General features: G+C 51.4%; 16 protein-coding genes and 1 tRNA gene. 1 reads left to right on the plus strand and 16 read right to left on the minus strand.

All coding sequences use genetic code 11. The features are described 5' to 3' along the window. The 16 genes from OGX80_RS12525 to aspA all read right to left on the minus strand — a co-directional run bounded on the left by OGX80_RS12525 (position 1) and on the right by aspA (position 16,685). Positions 1–903 (minus strand): fimbrial protein, encoded by a 903-nt coding sequence (locus OGX80_RS12525; RefSeq protein WP_058668445.1) that lies wholly within the window; start codon positions 901–903, stop codon positions 1–3. 16 nt (positions 904–919) lie between these two features. Then, a complete protein-coding gene (fimG, locus tag OGX80_RS12530; RefSeq protein ID WP_058668446.1) occupies positions 920–1,423 on the minus strand; it encodes a type 1 fimbrial minor subunit FimG in 504 nt (167 codons plus the stop codon). Positions 1,424–1,435: 12 nt separating this feature from the next. Further along, positions 1,436–1,966 carry a type 1 fimbrial adaptor subunit FimF gene (gene fimF / locus OGX80_RS12535; RefSeq protein WP_049008429.1) on the minus strand — a complete coding sequence of 177 codons (531 nt, stop codon included), beginning with the start codon at positions 1,964–1,966 and terminating at the stop codon, positions 1,436–1,438. Positions 1,967–1,976: 10 nt separating this feature from the next. Beyond that, positions 1,977–4,601, minus strand: a complete 2,625-nt coding sequence (locus OGX80_RS12540) for a fimbrial biogenesis usher protein (protein ID WP_115182184.1) — start codon at positions 4,599–4,601, stop codon at positions 1,977–1,979. An 82-nt stretch (positions 4,602–4,683) separates the two neighbouring features. Next, the gene (locus OGX80_RS12545; RefSeq protein WP_160880302.1) at positions 4,684–5,388 is read right to left on the minus strand and encodes a fimbria/pilus periplasmic chaperone; all 705 of its coding nucleotides are present in this window, start codon (positions 5,386–5,388) and stop codon (positions 4,684–4,686) included. Between the two features lie 56 nt (positions 5,389–5,444). Further along, the gene (gene fimI, locus OGX80_RS12550) at positions 5,445–5,984 is read right to left on the minus strand and encodes a type 1 fimbrial minor subunit FimI (protein ID WP_049008431.1); all 540 of its coding nucleotides are present in this window, start codon (positions 5,982–5,984) and stop codon (positions 5,445–5,447) included. A gap of 72 nt (positions 5,985–6,056) precedes the next feature. Next, positions 6,057–6,605: a type 1 fimbrial major subunit FimA gene (fimA, locus tag OGX80_RS12555; RefSeq protein ID WP_115182183.1), complete on the minus strand. Its 549-nt coding sequence runs from the start codon at positions 6,603–6,605 to the stop codon at positions 6,057–6,059. Between the two features lie 473 nt (positions 6,606–7,078). Beyond that, positions 7,079–7,717 (minus strand): tyrosine-type DNA invertase, encoded by a 639-nt coding sequence (locus OGX80_RS12560; RefSeq protein WP_012134479.1) that lies wholly within the window; start codon positions 7,715–7,717, stop codon positions 7,079–7,081. A 404-nt stretch (positions 7,718–8,121) separates the two neighbouring features. After that, a complete protein-coding gene (locus OGX80_RS12565) occupies positions 8,122–8,724 on the minus strand; it encodes a tyrosine-type DNA invertase (protein WP_012134478.1) in 603 nt (200 codons plus the stop codon). Positions 8,725–9,390: 666 nt separating this feature from the next. Then, positions 9,391–10,272: a hypothetical protein gene (locus OGX80_RS12570; protein ID WP_115182182.1), complete on the minus strand. Its 882-nt coding sequence runs from the start codon at positions 10,270–10,272 to the stop codon at positions 9,391–9,393. Positions 10,273–10,875: 603 nt separating this feature from the next. Next, positions 10,876–10,951 (minus strand) — tRNA-Phe (locus OGX80_RS12575). A gap of 115 nt (positions 10,952–11,066) precedes the next feature. Next, positions 11,067–11,642: a transcriptional regulator gene (locus tag OGX80_RS12580; RefSeq protein ID WP_024130805.1), complete on the minus strand. Its 576-nt coding sequence runs from the start codon at positions 11,640–11,642 to the stop codon at positions 11,067–11,069. 36 nt (positions 11,643–11,678) lie between these two features. Continuing rightward, positions 11,679–13,388, minus strand: a complete 1,710-nt coding sequence (locus OGX80_RS12585; protein WP_115182075.1) for a protein-disulfide reductase DsbD — start codon at positions 13,386–13,388, stop codon at positions 11,679–11,681. After that, entirely contained in the window at positions 13,364–13,711 is a 348-nt protein-coding gene (gene cutA, locus OGX80_RS12590) for a divalent cation tolerance protein CutA (protein ID WP_012134473.1), read from the minus strand. Before cutA ends, OGX80_RS12585 begins: the two co-directional genes overlap by 25 nt. A gap of 121 nt (positions 13,712–13,832) precedes the next feature. Then, positions 13,833–15,134, minus strand: a complete 1,302-nt coding sequence (gene dcuA / locus OGX80_RS12595) for an anaerobic C4-dicarboxylate transporter DcuA (protein WP_012134471.1) — start codon at positions 15,132–15,134, stop codon at positions 13,833–13,835. Positions 15,135–15,248: 114 nt separating this feature from the next. Further along, positions 15,249–16,685, minus strand: a complete 1,437-nt coding sequence (gene aspA, locus OGX80_RS12600; RefSeq protein ID WP_024130804.1) for an aspartate ammonia-lyase — start codon at positions 16,683–16,685, stop codon at positions 15,249–15,251. Positions 16,686–17,023: 338 nt separating this feature from the next. Here aspA and OGX80_RS12605 point away from each other — a divergent pair, with 338 nt between their 5' ends. Further along, a complete protein-coding gene (locus tag OGX80_RS12605) occupies positions 17,024–17,500 on the plus strand; it encodes an FxsA family protein (RefSeq protein ID WP_115182074.1) in 477 nt (158 codons plus the stop codon). Positions 17,501–17,551 lie beyond the last annotated feature (51 nt).

Consider the following 17,551-nt stretch of genomic DNA (forward strand, 5'->3'; position numbering starts at 1 on the left):
TTACTGGTAAACAAATGTCACCCCGATGATCGACTGTACGTTGCCCGCCGTGACCTGGCCGCTGGTGCGCGCGTAGGTTGCGGTTAAGCCAAGATTTACCGGCGATGTGCCGACCGTGCCCAGTGCTACGGTGTTGTTAGCGGGAACAACACTACCGTATCGGGTCATCTGAACGCCGATACCCTGCGCCGCTGAGGAGGACGCGGTGTTGCTGAAGATAGAGTTGGCGGCATCGACGGTCGTACCTGAAAGGTAATAGCCAAGGTTCTGGTTTTGCGCACAGTGGACAGTGACCGGCACGGCCATTGAGCCGGGATAGTCTGGAAGCGTCACGGTGACATCACGCGCTGATACGTCGCATCCCCCAGTAGGGACAACAACATTATTGTTGGCGTAAATATTCCAGATGAAATTATTCGGGTTTCCGTCGCTGGCCACTTTATGCATATTCAATTGCGCGATGAGTTCGCCAGAGTTGATGACGACGCCTCCCGCTGCTCCGGTCGCGGTCAGATACATGCGCAGTGGCAATCCGCGATAATCCGTATGAGTGATGGTATAGACGGATGAATTACCGTTCATCGGCAAAGGATACGTATTCCCCGCCCAGTAAACGCTCCCCGTAAACGCCGCAAGCGCGCCACCGAAGGCGGAACCGCTGGTTAAATTGATGTAGTCAATGATAGAGCCGCCGGAGGAGTCGTTTTTACAGGAAACTGAAGAGGATAAATCTACGACCAGGTTTTGACCCACTCCAACAGATGGCGTCAGGTTTACATAGACATTCGCTGACCCTGAGGTCATGGTCTGCCCGGTATCATTGACTTTACAGGTGAATGCCGCAGCATCCAGCGACCAACCCATCAGCAGCAGCGTGGTGAATAGCGCGATGATTTTTTTCATGACAAACTCTCCTGACTCAGGCGTAGGTATAGGTGACGCTAATCACCGCCTGAATAGTTCCCTGGGTGGCGCCGCCGTTGACCGTTAACGCTCTGACCTGTAACGGAAAGCGGGTGGACTGCGTTGAGTCATCCACCTGAACGGATTTCGTGGCGCCATTGTTTAACGTGGTGCCTGCGTCATCCTGCAATTCGAGCTGAATATTGCCGGCGGTCCCCTGGTTTTTGTAATAACCGGTGCTGTCTGCGGTTCCGCTAAAGGTTGCGATGACCCGGGAGGTGCCGATCGGACAGTTAGTGAGTTCCAGCGCGGTACTGTGCCAGGCGGAAGCCGAACCTGCGGTCACCAGGCTGAAGGTATACAGGTCGCCGAGGTCAACGGCGGCATTGGTGGTAGACACCGTGCACGGCTTCGCCACCACCTTCCCGTTGACGGTAATCGTGATATCAGCGGCCTGAAGCCCTGAAGAGGCCGCTGTCAGTACGCTTGCCAGAAGCCACCCTACATAGTTGCATTTCATCTCAGCCTCCGGTTACTGAAATTCAAGCGTGAATGTTGCTGTGGCATTGACGTGCCCGGCGGTGACCGGAATCTGCGTAGCCATCAGGCGTGCATAAAAGTTGAGGATGTTGGTCTGCCCAGGCGTGAGCGTGGTCCACGCGATGGATGATGACGCGGCATTGAGCGGTAGCATCGTCTGTTGGTTATTGAGGATCTGCACGCCCATGCCTGCGGCTGCCGAGGCACCGCTATCGATCTTCAATAGACTGGTGTTGCTGCCATCCTCCGTGCCGGTAAAGCCGACTTTGACTGCCGTAACCGAGTTACCGCAGGGAGAGAGGACAATACGGAATGGGACGAGCGGGGTTGTCGCCCCCACCGCATTAAACTGTTTGGCAGCGTTATTCATCAGGTCAACGGTAAAATCTTTTGACTCTCCCGCGACAGCGCAGGCATTGTCGCGGACGTAGCCGCTAATCGTAATCGTGCTGTCGGCGGCGAAGACATTGACGCAGGCCAGCGTCAGCACAGCGCCGAGGAAATACAGTGGTTTTTTCATCATCATTCCTTCCTTAACGGCACTCTGCAAAGAGCTGGCTCAGCACATGTTTCTGGCTCTCTTCCGGCAGGCGATACCGGGCCATGCAGTTAGCCCCCGGGCCTTCGCCCCATTTCACCTGAACGCTTCCCGCCAGCGGCATGCCGCTCAGGTAGACCTGGCCGTTATCCGCCACGATGCTGCCGCTCTGGTTATCGCCGGAAGTGACCATCGCGCCGAATGGCACGGGTTTGCCGTTGTGCGTCAGCGTCATCAGGATTTTTACCCCAACGTGGGCTTTAAATTCGGCGCGGACGATGGCGCCGTGGGTCGGCACGACGCTGACCACCGCATCATCGAGATCGACGTTATCCGCCAGGGTGTTGGTATCCAGCGCGACGCGGTTTTCCCTGTACTCAGTGGCGTACGGCATGACGGCATAACCGCGCCAGTCGGTACGTACGCCGGTCTGGTTCTCGACTTTCACGTCTCCGGCGCCAGGCGCTTTAATCAGCACTACCGTGTCATTTAATGGCTGGCTTAAGGTGATGCCGTTGGCATGGGCAAGTACACCGCCGCTCATCCCGTAGTACAGCTGTTTAAATCCATCGCTGTGGCTGTAGCCCACGTTAGCGTTGCCGTAGCCGCCGCGATAGTTCATCGCCGCGTAGCCGGTTCCGCCATTGTTGCCTTCGCCACCGCTGGCATAACCGGTTTGCATGCTGTAGCTCAGGTTATTGTCTTCCAGCAGCGTGCCGTAAAGACCGGCCAGGTTAGTCATCCGTCCATCCAGGTCGTGCGACATGCTGTAGCTGGCGCTTGCGTGCCGCCAGACGGATTTGCTGTCGGAACGCAGCCAGTGGCTGAACGGAATATTGACGTTGAACGCTAACATCTGGTCGCGGCCCTGTTGCCAGGCGTTTTTGGTCAGGCTGTAGCTCAGCGTCCAGTTGATATCGTCAACGGCGGCATTTAACCCCAGCTGTAGCTGTTCGTCGGCCTTGTTGGTTGACCAGTAAGTTTGACGGCTGCCATTCACGTACAGTGTGGCAGTGCGTCCCAACTGCTGCGTTATGCTCATCTGAACCTTGCCCCGCTTGTTATAAGCAAGGTTGTAGTAGTCGGTGAATTTGGGTTTGACCTGAATCACGCCATCCTGGGTTTCAACGTCATAGCCGCTCATCCTGCGGTAAGTGGTGTCGGCAAAGCTGTAATAGCCCTGGGTGGAATAACGGTATCCCACCAGTTGGACGTTGGTGCCGGTCTCATAGAGCGACTTGTTATAAAGGAAGCGTATCGATTGCCCCTGGTGAGAGCTGTCGTCAGGCAGGGTGGCGTTGGCCTGAGTTGCATCCAGCGAAACCGCGCCGAACTCGCCCATGTTCTTACCGACCCCTAAATTGAAGGCGCGATAGTTGTCGGCCAGTTGGGTGCCGCCATACAGCGTCCAGCCTGCCGGGAGCCCGTGCAGGAGGGTGCTCTGGAAGAACTTTGGTTTTTCCTGCTGGTCGTTGCCGCTGCGGTATTCACCAGCGGTCACTGCATAACGGGTGTGCCCTTCACGCTGTAACATTGGCACCGTAGACCACGGCACGCTGAAGACCTGGCTTGTGCCATCGGCCTCTTTGATGGTGACCTGGAGATCGCCGCCGTTGCCTGCGGCGTAGAGATCGTTAATTGTGAAGGGGCCCGGCGGCACCGTGCTCTGGTAGATTTCATAGCCGTTTTGTTTGATCGAGACCTGCGCCGTGCCGCGCGCAATGCCGTGGATGACCGGCGCAAAGCCTTTCTGGCTATCCGGCAGCATATTGTCGTCAGAGGCTAACTGGGCGCCACGGAAGTTAATCCCGTCGAAGATATCGCCGTTGGTGTAGCTGTCGCCAAGCGTCAGGCGGGCGCGTAGGGGGGTAATATCGCGCTCCAGCCAGCTGTTCACATGCTGCCACTTATTCTCATTACTGGACGCGCCACCGCCACTGCTGTAGCTCCAGATGGTGTTATCACGCAGACGCCAGGCGCCAAGGTTGAGGCCGCTTTGCAGGTTTAAATACGCGTAATTGCTGCTGTCGCTGGCATCGTTATGTACGTTGTTGCCGGTAAAGTTATAGTTCAGCAAACCGGCGTTAATCCCGTCATCCCAGAGTTCCGGTGGAATATAACCGCGCGCGCGATTGCCCATGAAAGCCTGCGGAACACTCAGGTACAGGCGCTGTTGGCTGACATCGAAGCGGGTGGTGGCATCTTTGACCATTTCCGTCAACGGTACGCAGGCGTCGGACGCCAGCGTATCCATACCGGTGATGGCCGACGTGCTGACCCCCATGCCAGCGAGCTGGCTACGGGTCAGGCACGGTTCCAGTCGATGACCGTTTGCGCCAGCGTTAAACGTGACGTCGCGGGTAGTTATAAAGCCATCGTTCAGATAGATATCCACGCGATAGGTGCCAGGCGGCACCTCTTGCCCGTTTTCAAAACCAGAGAGATCCGCAACGGCCGAGGGATCGTCGGCCAGGAAACGGGGGTTAAAATAGAGATCTGCCCGCGCGAAACCCGCGAGGCAAAGCGCCAATGGTATCTGCGCAAGGACAAAAATAGAGAATGCTTTGCGCCGGGCGCGTTGGGAACCCAAACGGTCCAGTCCGTATTTGAGATGTGACATAGTCCCTCCGGTCCGAAGTCGCCCGGCTGTCAGTTCTTAATTGTAATGTGCGGGGGAGTCCTGTTGGTGGACGGCCCCTGTGTTAACGCAGGACGCCCTTCATTTGCGGGGTCAGTGCGCCATAGTCATTAATCGTCCGGTAGGTAATGTTGCTACCGGCATCAGGTGGCAACTTGACCGAGGTTTTACCCATTGGCGGCACCAGCGCATTTTCCAGCACGCGCGTACCGGCATTGAGTTCGGTCACCGTCAGGTAATACGGCGTCGGGTTGTTGAGCGTCAGCGATGAACCGTTACGGTTAAAGGTCAGTTTTTCCGCCGCCTGATCCGGTGGCAGAGCCAGTTTCGTTGGGCGGTAGTAGAGTTTGATGCGGCTGATAATCGCCAGTTGTAAGGTGTTATCGCTGAGCTTTGATTTATCCATCGAAGGAATGGCTTTTACGTTTACCCAGAACAGGCTTTCCCGGTCCTGCGGTAACTGGTTGTTCGTGGCATCAATAATGCGCAAGGTATTCTCTTTCTTACCTTGCATCGCAAACAGCGGAGGGGTGATGACAAAACGACCATCTTTGCCGCCATCGGCGTTTTCAACCCATGACTGAATCAGATAGGTACTGTTATTGTCGTTATTGGTCACCGCCAGCTGAACCTGTTTTTGTCCAGCCGGATAGATAACCCGGGTTGCGCCCAGCGCCACGCCTGCTTCAGCGCTGGTGGAAAAACCGCTTGCGGCGAGCATCAAAAAGCCCGCCAGTAAGCCGCGTGTCATCTCCAGTGTTTTTTTCACATTTTCCCCTTTCGTACTCACCGTTGTTTCCTGTTTCCGGCATACCTGCTGGCTAATTACTGATAGGTCAGAGAGAACCAGATTTGAGCATTGGCGGCTCCCCCGGTGACCTGCTTCCCGGTCGCCCGATACTTCGCCACGAAATGAAGCGTGGTGGGGCCGCTATACAGCCGCGTCCAGGCGCCCGGCGGGCTGTTGAGTGGAATCAATTGATTGTCTTTATCAAATAAAGCGATGCCTACGCCGGTTGCTATTCCCGGCCCTTCGCCAACTGAAAGCACCTCCGGGTTTTTGCCGTCGGCAACTCCGCGAAATGACACGCCTACGCGCTGACTCACGGCAGTGCTGCAATCCTGTAGATGAATATCGAATGGCACGGGGTTGGCATCTTCCCCTGACGAATGAAACCGATTACTGCTGATCTGCCCCATATTGACCGTCATCTGTTGATCTCCTGCTTCAACGCGGCAGGATTCGGCAATAATGACCCCCTGGAAACGCATGTTTCCCCCGGGCAACGTCACGTTCCAGTGATTGCCAGCCAGTGCCAGCGACGGAAACAGAAATATCAGCAGACCTGATCTCACTCCTTGCATCGTTATCACCCCTGTCCTGTTATGGATAACGGGCCATCCTGGCCCGGAATGCTTCCCTGTCAGACGTTTGAATTACTGGTATTGCACTTTGAAGGTTGCGTCTGCGTTCGCAGTACCGGCAGTTGCTGCGCCAGTTGCGTAGTAACGAGCCTGGAAAGGAATGATGTTAGTGCCGTCATTCAGCGTGGTAGCGCTGCTGAAGGTCGCGCCATCCAGCCCCAGAGCGGTGCCAGTTTTGTCGAGGATCTGTACGCCGACGTTAGTCGCGCCGCCTGATGCGGAACTCTGTAGCGCCAGAACGGTAGGGTTGGCGCCATCAACAGCAGTACCTGTGAACGCAACGGAAGCCTGGGTCGCAACGGTCGTGTCGCAATCATCCAGTTGAATGTTGAAACCCACAGCGGAGCTGGTGTTGCCTTCAGCAGCGAGTTTGGCGGAGCGAACCTGGCCTAACTGAACTGTCTGATCGATAGAACCGGCATCAACTGCACAAGCGGCGTTAACGATTTCCCCTTTAAAATGCACGGTGCCGCCGTTTACCGTGGTGGTGTCGGCCAGGGCTGCTGTGGAGCTCAGGGACAGTGCTGACAGAACAACGATTGCCAGTGTTTTGATTTTCATGCGGTTTTCCTTTAAACAATGTCGATATTACGAACCGAAACTGGCAGTCGTTGTACCTTCCTGGCATTTCAGGTTTAAGCCGAATAGTTCGACTGCCGATCTTGCGCAGTTTTTACCCAACTGATGAGTCAATTGGGACCATTTTGACTCGTCGCAATAAATTTCTTAATTTCGTTTTTTTATGCGTTGTTCTGGAATTTAATTCTTATTTTTTGGTTTTCTATAGATGAATATATCTGAGGTGATCGTGAGTTATATCAACAAGACAAGTGGAAAGCAGAACTCGACGTGCGGAGAAAAGGTGCGGAAAAAAGGTGAGGATGTATGAAACGTAAAAAAATGTGAGTAAAAAAACAATTTTAAATCAGTTGGATATTTTTTTTTCGCAAAAAAAATGGACTTACAGGTTGCAGAAAATTACAAAATTCCTCTACGATATAGACAGTTTGGTCCCAATTGACTTGTTCAGCGTCTTATTTTTCCTTAGTTATCAATGAACTATATAGTTCATCATTTTTGATCTTCTGTTTTAGTAGCTTTTCCTCTAGCGGATTTACCCTTTCCCATAATCCTGCAAACCGGGCGGCATTACTGGCTGTATAACGTACGGTGTGGCGAATATTTCGGTGACCAAGGTAATCCTGGATTAGACGTGTATCTGTACCTCTTTCAGCAAGTTCATAACCACATGCATGTCGCAGCATATGCGGATGTGTGGTGGTGCTGGTTCCGGCCTTTTGGCCAGCAGAACGTATTATACGGTATGCCTGCTGGCGGGAAAGTTGTGAGCCTTTACGGGAAATAAACACCGCGTTTATTTTCTGCGCTCCCTTCCAGCTCGCACGAACCCGGCTCCAGCATTCAATGGCTTCACACTCGTCTGGCATGAGGGGATGAATAGTAGAAAAACCATTTTTCAGTCGGCGGATATTGATCCGACCTTCATAAAGATCAAAATCCCGGTAATGCAGGTTCAGTAGTTCACTTATACGCATTCCATGACGAAAGGCCAGCAGGATAAGACAATAATCTCGCTCTCCTGTCTGGCCATGACGTACGGCTTTCATCATGGCCTGAACTTCTCTGGCAGTAAGAAAACGGCGTCGGTTCATAATATTTCTCCTGGTATCAGAATGATAAAGAGTCAGCTCCAGTGATACGAATAACTGATAGCTAAAGCTAGGGATGTATTATTAATTGCACATATTGACCACTATCCCATTTTATTCTATGAAGCTCACAAAGCCCCATGTCAGTGGGCGACTTCATTCTAAAGATTTCATCAGACATCACAAGAAGACTATTCCGTATATTCTCAGAGGGGAAAAACGTATTCAGCGGGGGAATAACTATTCAGACTATGTCAGAGGTGTCAATTATACTGGTCAGAAAAAATAACACAGGATATAGTGCAGAAACATAAAATAGATAACCATACAGCCAATGCGACTATTACAGTGCCATCCATGGCACATAGCTTTATTCAGACTTATTTACTGTCTATATTTTTCTTTCCTTACAGTCTGCTACAGACATCTCTGTTTTTTGTTTTATTCCAGATGCCATAAAAACGACCAGCGTTACTGGCAGTATACCAGACAGTATGACGAATATTGCGATGGCCAAGGTAATCCTGAATCAGGCGGGTATCTATTCCCATATTTGCCAGAGCAAATCCACAGGAATGGCGAAGCATATGCGGGTGGGCACAAATTGCAAGTTTTGCTTTCTTCCCGGCTCTGGCGATTATCTGATAAAATTGCTGTCTTGAAAGGGGATTGCCTTTACGTGATAAAAATAACCATTCAGTTTCTGAATGTTGGCTTGTAAGGCGAATTTTCAGCCAGGACTTTATCGAACGAATTTCCTCTTCCAGTAAGGGATGGGTAGTTGAGAATCCTTTTTTTAATCGGTAAATATGTATACATTTATCCTTAAGGTCAATATCTGAGATACGCAGACGACATATTTCGCTTGCCCTTAACCCATGAATAAAACACAGCAAAACCAGACAGCGATTACGCACTGCATAGGTTCCTGTACTAACAGCATTAAGAATTAAATTGATTTCATTTTGTGTCATAAACCTGCGTTTCTCTAGTCCATTATTATTTTTCATATCACCTGTTATCCTTTATTTTGCCGACATTCCGCTTATACCTGACTCTCTTCTAATGGATTAAAATCTGCCGAATAATAGCTTTTTCTTCAGGAAATAACCAGGTGTAGTTAAAAATAATGATATGTTCTTAAATTTATGTAGAGTCACAAATGAATAATTAGTCATATGCAGAACTAATTTGTTTTTTGATATCGTAGATGAATTACATATCCGTAATGACGGGACTATCGCTGTAGTTATCATATGGTAATATGATAAATTTAACTTAAGGATAATTGAATGGCGAAAAGATAAGGTGAATGAACCACATAAGATTCTACATAAATATATTATTCTTAATGGACTTATTTTTTTTCGGCGTGTGCGGTGTATTGTTATTTCAAGAGGCTATTTCACTCTTTCACACAGTTCATTTTTACCGGGGTTGCAGGTTTTCTTCAGTTTGTATATGTCTTTCAATCTTTCTCGCTTTGATATCTACCATTAAGTCAGAACGGTTTACTGCGGTGCGAAGCCTGTATACACTCTTCATAGGTATTAGCTCAGACTTGATCTGGCTTTGTCACAATACAGAGTTTAATCTAATCTGACAGGCAACTCTGTGCCAGGAGGAGACGTTGCTAACCAATACCATTTTGACTCCTTATGTAGCAGGTGAAATTGTCAGTTCCAGTATTCATATTTCGCCGTCATTACGGCGTTATGTTTGTCCACATACTGTTTACCTGTCCGAGCAGTTGGGGTTATCGTGATATCCATATTGGCGCGTGTGCATTCTCCATGTGAGTTCCACTCCTCGCAGGTGGCCAGTGTTTTTTCGATGGTGAAATACGTCTGGGTCTTGCTCAGGGTCAACTCACGGCCCTCGTTATCATAGCCATACTCTTCTATGGTTGAGGGTGATTGGGTTTTGATCAGGCGATGATTGCCATCATAACTATATACAATCGTATTATTATCTATCGCCATACTTCCTTTGCTTGCCGCGCTTGCCAGTAATCCTGATGAATTGAAGGCGTAGTCGATTGTGCCCACTACGGTTTTGTCTTTATCTTCTGGTTTTGTGGCCGCGATAACCGAACGATTAACTGCACGGCTGATAATTCCTTTATCGTTAAGCAGGTACATTCCCTCAAGAGTCTGCCGATATGCCTGCGTGGTTTTCTGGCTGTTTTTATCGGCTATGACGCCGTTTGAGTCCACCTGGATGCGCCAGCCAAATTCCGTTTTATTCAACTGAATTTCAGAGGTTGCCGTGAAAACTGCTTTCTGGCCTGTTGAGGTTTTGACCTCTTTCATACGGCCGCCAATTAATTCACCGCATTGACTGAAGTTGCTTTGAACCGATGTGCGGAGATATCCATCAGGACTATCAATAGTGATTGATACAGATTTGGGAATTTCAGTTCTTGTTGGCTCGCTCAGAAGGATGAAGTTGTTCAGTTTGTTTTTAGCGAAGGTTTCCGCAGTGCATTGTGCTGCATAAGTCTGAAATGTGCAGAGGGATAAGAGAGTAATTAACAGTTTTTTATTATTGAATGACATTATTTGTTGTCCTCATGAACCGATCAGTTATCCAGATTTGGTTACGTTGGCGAAGTTTTGTTTCATTGGCTGCTCGTCTGGTTTGACTCACTTGTCAATCAATGGCTTCACTATAATCTGGCTACATGCTTTGTACAAGAGAGTCCGCTCCTCGCTCAGAGAGGACACTCAGGTTTAATAATGCAATACGTTCAGCTCAAGTAGTATTACTACTGATAAATCATTTTATGATGGCGTGGAGGACGGGGGATTCTGGTAATGGTAAGAAGTGAAAGGGAAAGAAATGTATGTTGCAGGTGGACGGACTTGTGAAGATCCCCATATGACTAGTGGAGGGCGTATGTTGTCAGATTCCCCCGTTTTCCTCGTGCTTTTGCATCATTATGAACAGTTAGAAATGAAAAGAACCGTAGCTGACCGTAGAAAGACCGTATCTGGAAGTAAGAGATAGGCTTGTCAGAGGGTATATATGTCTTTAAATGCAACGAACATCTAAGAAAATGGCGAGATATCCAGCAAGCAAATAACGTCCTGCAATGACCAGAAATCTACCGGAACGCCAGAAAGCAAGAAACCAGCCCGTAGGCTGGTTTCTTTAAATAGTGGTGCCCGGACTCGGAATCGAACCAAGGACACGGGGATTTTCAATCCCCTGCTCTACCGACTGAGCTATCCGGGCAACGGGGCGCATTAAACCGTAAAGGGGCGCAGGCGTCAACGGCTTTCCATGAAAAAAATGACAAAAGACAGCTGACTGCCTGCTTTTCACGCAAAAAGCGCAAAATTGGCTCTAATTACGTCAACGCGCCACCCTGACGGCAGCGGGCAAAGCGCAGTATATCCTCCGCCAGACGGTGAGCGGTATCCACATCAGCCTGGCTGCGATTGACCAGCATTCGGCTGAGGCAACCTTCCAGCACCAGTTCCATCTGTTTCGCCACCATCGCCGGGTCGTCAATTTCGAGCGTTGTCAGCAATTCGTGGGTGAAGTCATGCGCCGCCCGTTTTTGCTGATCGGCCAGTTGGTGAATAGGGTGGGCAGGATCGGGATAAAACGTACAGGCAGCAATAAACAGACAACCGGGGTAGCGGTTGTTGCTCACGCACTCCGAAAGCGCGTTATAGCGCGCCAGCAGTTTTTGTTCTGCGGTAAGGGTTTCATCAAGCAAAAGCTGGCGACGCCAGATGTCTACCTGTTGACTCAGATAACGCAGGGCGTCGTACAGAATAGCCTCTTTATCGGGCCAGAAGCGCTGTAACTCATCAAGCGGATAATCAATGCGTTCTGCCACCATCTCAAGCGTGGTGTTTGCTATCCCTTGAACCTCAAGTAATTTCAGGGCTTCTCCCAGGACATCTTCACGTTGCACGGTATTCTCCTCCGTCTTTCCCACAGAAAGTGTCGCTCACGGTTGGCGATCGCGCAAATGTGCGCTAAAGGTTGTCGCATCCATAAAGCCCGTCACTCGTGCATTCGGGTGCTCATGGCCTTGCGCATCAAAAAACAGGATTGTCGGTAAACCCAGTACATTCAGGTGTCTGAGTAAGGCGACATCCTGCGCATTGTTAGCGGTGACATTAGCCTGTAGCAGCACGGTGTCGCCCAGCGTCTGCTGAACCTGCGGATCGCTGAAGGTGTACTTCTCAAACTCTTTACAGGCGACGCACCAGTCGGCGTAGAGATCCAGCATTACCGGTTTTCCTTTTGCCTCTGCCAGCGCCTGATTTAACGCATCGACTGTCGTAATCGGCTTGAAGTTCAGGTGCGCCTGCGTCTGGGCGGTTGTTGCGCCAAACGCCCAGTCCTGTAACGGGCGTACGCTGACCAGCGCCGCCGCCAGCAGGATGATTTGCACAATGCGCATCCCGCCGCGTCTGGCGTGCAGGCTGGTAATAAACGCCCAGCCGAAGAAGGCGACGCCCAGCAGCGACCACAGACGCAGCCCCCACTCGTCGCCGATTACCCGTTCCAGCAAAAAGACCGGCAGCGCGAGGATCACAAAGCCAAAAGCGGTTTTGACGTGTTCCATCCACGGGCCGCTTTTCGGTAGCAGACGGTTGCCAAACACGGTGACCAGAATCAGCGGCAGCCCCATGCCCAGCGCGTAGAGATACAGTGTTCCACCGCCAAGCCACATGTTCCCGCTCTGGGCGATGTACAGCAAAATGGCGCTCAGCGGCGCGGTGGTGCATGGCGAGCAGATAAGCCCGGCAATCGCGCCCATGACAAATACGCCGCCAGGAGAGCCGCCCTGCTGACGGTTACTCATCAACGTGAGGCGAGTTTGCAGTGAAGAAGGCAGCTGTAGCGTGAATAGTCCGAACATTGACAGCGCCAGCAGCGTGAAGACCAGCGCAAGGCCGATTAGCACATAAGGGTGCTGGAGCGCCGCCTGGAACTGTAGCCCGGCAGCGGCCACAACCAGCCCCAGCGCGGTGTAGGTGAGCGCCATACCCTGTACGTAGATAAAGGTCAGCAGCAGCGCGCGTCCGGTTGAGAGGCGTTGTTTACCGCCGAGTACAATGCCGGAAATCAGCGGATACATCGGCAGGACGCAGGGCGTAAAGGCGATCCCGATACCAATCAGCAATGCCCACAGCGCGGAGAAAGGCAGCCGGGCGGCAGGTTGCGGCGTCTCTTCCGTTTGCGCCGCGACCGGCGACGGCGTGGATTTAGCCACCGTGCTGGCGCTTACTTCGCTTAACGGCACGGTCTTGGTTTCCGGCGGATAGCAGAAGCCTGCGTCAGCACAGCCCTGATACGTCACGGTTAACGTCGCGCCGGATGCGGCCTGGTTAACGATGAGCGGAATGTTTAAGCGCTTGCGGTAGATTTCGCTTTTGCCATAAAACTCATCTTCATGCCAGACGCCCGCCGGGAGCCGGACTTCGGCCATTTCGGCCTGAGATGGGGTGATGCTTATCTGTTTGCGGTAAAGATAGTAGCCGTCTTTCACCTGCCAGGAGAGGTTCAGGTCATGTTGATTCTGCTGAAAATCAAAGGAAAAAGCCTGGTCAGCAGGGACAAACTGCGAGCGGCCTGGTGCGTCAAATAATCCGGCGAAGGCGGATGTGCTACACAGCAGCAGGATCAGCGTAAGGATGCGTTGAGCCATGAGAGGTAATCAGTGTCTCCGTGAGTGACGGGTAAAACCAGAAGTTCAGGCGTTTGATACGGGTGATGAGACTTCAGGCATTCAAGAAGCGCTTGCTGGTGCGAAACGGTGGTTTTTAAAATCATCTGCACTTCGTATTCCTGCTCCAGTTTGCCCTCCCAGTAATACAAGGATGTCGCGCCCGGCAGTAACGTGGCGCAGGCGGCCAGTTTTTCCGCCAGCACCTTAGCGGCCAGATCCTGGGCTGTTGCTTCATCCGGCGCGGTACAGAGCACCACGACGGCCTCGGGGATGGAGATATCCTGACTATTATCATCAAGCATAAACACCTCGAAAGAACAGAAAGAGCAGCAAGAGTGTGGTCACTATACAACGGAAGGCGGCGGGATGTTAGTCAAAGCGGAGGCAAGAAAGCGGGGCGCGTATACGCCCCGCGAGGAGAACTTACAGCATGACGCTGCCCAGCAGGAAGCCGAAGCAAACGGCAAGAGCAACACCCAGCGTACCTGGGATAAAGAACGGGTGGTTAAAGACGAATTTACCGATACGGGTTGTACCGGTGTCATCCATCTGAACCGCAGCGACCAGCGTTGGGTAGGTCGGCAGAATGAACAGGCCGGAAACCGCAGCGAAAGACGCGACAGCGGTCAGCGGAGAGACGTTCAGCGCCAGCGCCATTGGCATCAACGCTTTCGCTGTGGCTGCCTGAGAGTACAGCAGAGCGGAAGCAAAGAAGAAGATGACGGCCAGCAGCCACGGATGGCCCTGAATCACGCTACCCGCAGTGTCTTTGATCCAGTCGATGTTGTGAGAAACGAAAGTATCGCCCAACCATGCTACGCCCAGAATACAGATACAGGCGCTCATACCTGCTTTAAAGGTACTGGAGTTCAGGATGGAGTCCGTTTCGACACGGCAGACGATGGTCGTTAGCGTCGCGACGCTCAGCATGATGATCAGAATCGCGTTGGTGGTGTTCATCAGCGGTGTTGCGACCAGGCCGAGGCTTGGACTGTTGACGATGGCATAAACCACGACGCAGACAACGCCCAGCAGGAACAGCCAGACCGAGGTTTTTGCCATCGGTTTGATTTCAATTTGCTTTTCGCCGCGCAGCTCGATCAGCCCTTCTTCCAGACGTTTGCGGTAAACCGGGTCGTCAGAAAGTTTAGAGTTAAACAGCATTGTGACCAGGAAGGACATCACCAGTACCGCCAGCAGAGTGGACGGAATCACCACGGACAGCAGGTGAATATAGCTGATGCCATGACCTTCCATGACGGAAGACATGTACACCACCGCCGCAGAGATAGGCGATGCGGTGATCGCAATCTGTGCGGAAACCACCGCCGTGGAGAGCGGACGGCAAGGTTTGATGCCTTGCTCCTTCGCCACTTCAGCGATAACCGGCAGGGTTGCCAGAGAGATGTTGCCAGTACCGGCAAAGATAGTCAGGAAATAAGTGACGATCGGTGCAAGGATCGTGATGTATTTCGGGTTTTTGCGCAGCAGTTTTTCCGTCTGGTTAACCAGATAGTCCAGACCGCCCGCAACCTGCATTGCGGAGATGGCAGCGATAACCGCCATGATGATGGAAATAACATCGAACGGGATATTCCCTGGTTTAACGCCGATGGCTGCAAGAACCAGAACGCCAAGCCCACCTGCAAATCCAATACCGATGCCCCCAAGTCTGGCACCCAAAAAGATTGCCAGCAAAACGATGATAAGTTCTAAAACTATCATATTAGCCTTCCTTGTTGTTTAACAAGTTGATATTAAATTGTTGTTATTTGGTAACTTATGACAAGAAAAAAGGCACGTCATCTGACGTGCCTCCTGTGTTACTACCCTGTACGATTACTGTTCGCTTTCATCAGTATAACGTTTTGCTTTGTAAGCCGGGTGCATCAGGTTCTGTGCGGAGAAAATATCGTCCAGCTCTGCTTCAGTCAACAGGCCGCGCTCCAGCACCACTTCACGGACGCTCTTACCGGTCTCGGCGCAAATCTTACCAACGATGTCGCCGTTGTGGTGGCCGATGAACGGGTTGAGGTAGGTGACGATGCCGATGGAGTTATAAACGTATCCTTCGCACACTTCTTTGTTTGCGGTAATGCCGTTAATGCATTTTTCCAGCAGGTTGTAGCAGGCATTGCTCAGAATATGGATAGATTCGAACATCGCCTGGCCGATAACCGGCTCCATTACGTTCAGCTGCAACTGGCCTGCTTCGGCTGCCATCGTTACGGTGGTGTCGTTACCGATGACTTTGAAGCATACCTGGTTAACAACTTCTGGTACTACCGGGTTTACTTTCGCTGGCATGATAGAAGAGCCCGCCTGTAGTTCCGGCAGGTTGATCTCGTTCAGACCCGCGCGTGGGCCTGAGGAGAGCAAACGCAGGTCGTTACAGATTTTGGACATCTTCACAGCCAGACGTTTCAGCGCGCTGTGTACCATGACATAAGCGCCGCAGTCGGACGTTGCTTCAATCAGGTCTTCTGCCGGTACGCAGGCAAAGCCAGTGACTTCAGCCAGTTTCTGCACCGCCAGCGGAGAGTATTCTTTCGGGGTGTTCAGGCCAGTACCGATTGCCGTCGCGCCGAGGTTAACTTCCAGCAGCAGCTCAGCAGTACGTTCAATGCTTTTCACTTCTTCTTTCAGCAGTACGCTGAAAGCGCGGAATTCCTGGCCGAGGGTCATCGGTACAGCATCCTGCAACTGGGTACGACCCATTTTCAGGATGTCCTGGAACTCAACGGCTTTACGCTCGAAGCCTTCACGCAACTGATTGATTGCATCAATGAGTTTGACGATAGACGCGTAAACGGCAACACGGAAACCGGTCGGATAGGCGTCGTTGGTGGACTGACATTTATTCACATGGTCGTTCGGGTTCAGGTACTGATATTCACCTTTCTGATGACCCATCAGCTCCAGCCCGATATTGGCCAGCACTTCGTTGGTGTTCATGTTGACGGAAGTACCTGCACCGCCCTGGTAAACGTCTACCGGGAACTGGTCCATGCATTTGCCGTTATTCAGGACTTCATCACATGCGGCAATGATGGCGTTGGCCACACTTTTAGGGATGGTTTGCAGCTCTTTGTTGGCCAGGGCCGCTGCCTTTTTTACCATTACCATACCGCGTACAAATTCAGGGATATCGCTGATTTTGTTATTGCTAATGTAGAAGTTTTCAATCGCTCTCAGAGTGTGAACACCATAGTAGGCATCCGCTGGAACTTCCCTGGTACCCAACAAATCTTCTTCGATACGAATGTTGTTTAACATGTGAACCTTCTTTTTCAAGCTGCCAATAATTACATAAACACACAGGATATATGTGGTTTCGAATGTTTCCTGACCGACGATTATCCCCTGCATCGGTCTGATACTCGAGATCATATTCTGCTTCAGGATTTCTACCGTAACCTGGATCACTTAAAGTGTGGGAAGTTACCCCTTATTTATTATTTTGTGAAATAGGTCACCGCTTTGGGATTACCACTAAAAATAAGTGTACAAACAGCTTGAAATTTTGCTAACCGTCTCAACATCTGACGCATGCGAATCGCGCACCCATATCAGACAGACGTGATGAAAACGGCTGTCATTTACAGGAGAGTCCTTTGCGCTGGATACCGTTTATTGCCATCTTTCTCTATGTTTACATTGAGATTTCTATTTTTATCCAGGTCGCCCATGTGCTGGGTGTCCTGATGACGCTGATCCTGGTGATTTTCACCTCGGTCATTGGTATGTCGCTGGTGCGAAACCAGGGTTTCAAGAACTTTTTGTTGATGCAGCAGAAAATGGCGGCTGGCGAAAGTCCGGCGGTGGAGATGATCAAGAGCGTGTCGCTGATCATCGCGGGCCTGCTGCTGGTGCTGCCCGGCTTCTTCACCGACTTCCTGGGGCTGCTTCTTTTATTGCCGCCCGTGCAGAAACACCTGACCATGAAGTTGCTGCCGCATTTGCGTTTTTCCCGTATGCCTGGCGGCGGTTTTAGCGCCGGAACGGGCGGCGGCGAGACGTTTGACGGTGAGTTTCAGCGTAAAGAGGACGAGCGTGACCGTTTAGATCATAAAGACGACCGCAAGGATTAAATCAAACGTTGAACCGTAGGCCGGATAAACCGTCTCAGCGGCGCCATCCGG

Source organism: Citrobacter sp. CK194, assembly GCF_030333395.1.
Classification (GTDB): Bacteria; Pseudomonadota; Gammaproteobacteria; order Enterobacterales; family Enterobacteriaceae; genus Citrobacter_B; species Citrobacter_B koseri.

Bases quoted from the DNA above. Each gene is read 5' to 3' on its own strand.
- OGX80_RS12525 (WP_058668445.1), bottom strand. From the start codon at position 903: ATGAAAAAAATCATCGCGCTATTCACCACGCTGCTGCTGATGGGTTGG.
- fimG (WP_058668446.1), bottom strand. From the start codon at position 1,423: ATGAAATGCAACTATGTAGGGTGGCTTCTGGCAAGCGTACTGACAGCG.
- fimF (WP_049008429.1), bottom strand. From the start codon at position 1,966: ATGATGAAAAAACCACTGTATTTCCTCGGCGCTGTGCTGACGCTGGCC.
- OGX80_RS12540 (WP_115182184.1), bottom strand. From the start codon at position 4,601: ATGTCACATCTCAAATACGGACTGGACCGTTTGGGTTCCCAACGCGCC.
- fimI (WP_049008431.1), bottom strand. From the start codon at position 5,984: ATGCAAGGAGTGAGATCAGGTCTGCTGATATTTCTGTTTCCGTCGCTG.
- fimA (WP_115182183.1), bottom strand. From the start codon at position 6,605: ATGAAAATCAAAACACTGGCAATCGTTGTTCTGTCAGCACTGTCCCTG.
- OGX80_RS12560 (WP_012134479.1), bottom strand. From the start codon at position 7,717: ATGAACCGACGCCGTTTTCTTACTGCCAGAGAAGTTCAGGCCATGATG.
- OGX80_RS12565 (WP_012134478.1), bottom strand. From the start codon at position 8,724: ATGAAAAATAATAATGGACTAGAGAAACGCAGGTTTATGACACAAAAT.
- OGX80_RS12570 (WP_115182182.1), bottom strand. From the start codon at position 10,272: ATGTCATTCAATAATAAAAAACTGTTAATTACTCTCTTATCCCTCTGC.
- OGX80_RS12585 (WP_115182075.1), bottom strand. From the start codon at position 13,388: ATGGCTCAACGCATCCTTACGCTGATCCTGCTGCTGTGTAGCACATCC.
- cutA (WP_012134473.1), bottom strand. From the start codon at position 13,711: ATGCTTGATGATAATAGTCAGGATATCTCCATCCCCGAGGCCGTCGTG.
- dcuA (WP_012134471.1), bottom strand. From the start codon at position 15,134: ATGATAGTTTTAGAACTTATCATCGTTTTGCTGGCAATCTTTTTGGGT.
- aspA (WP_024130804.1), bottom strand. From the start codon at position 16,685: ATGTTAAACAACATTCGTATCGAAGAAGATTTGTTGGGTACCAGGGAA.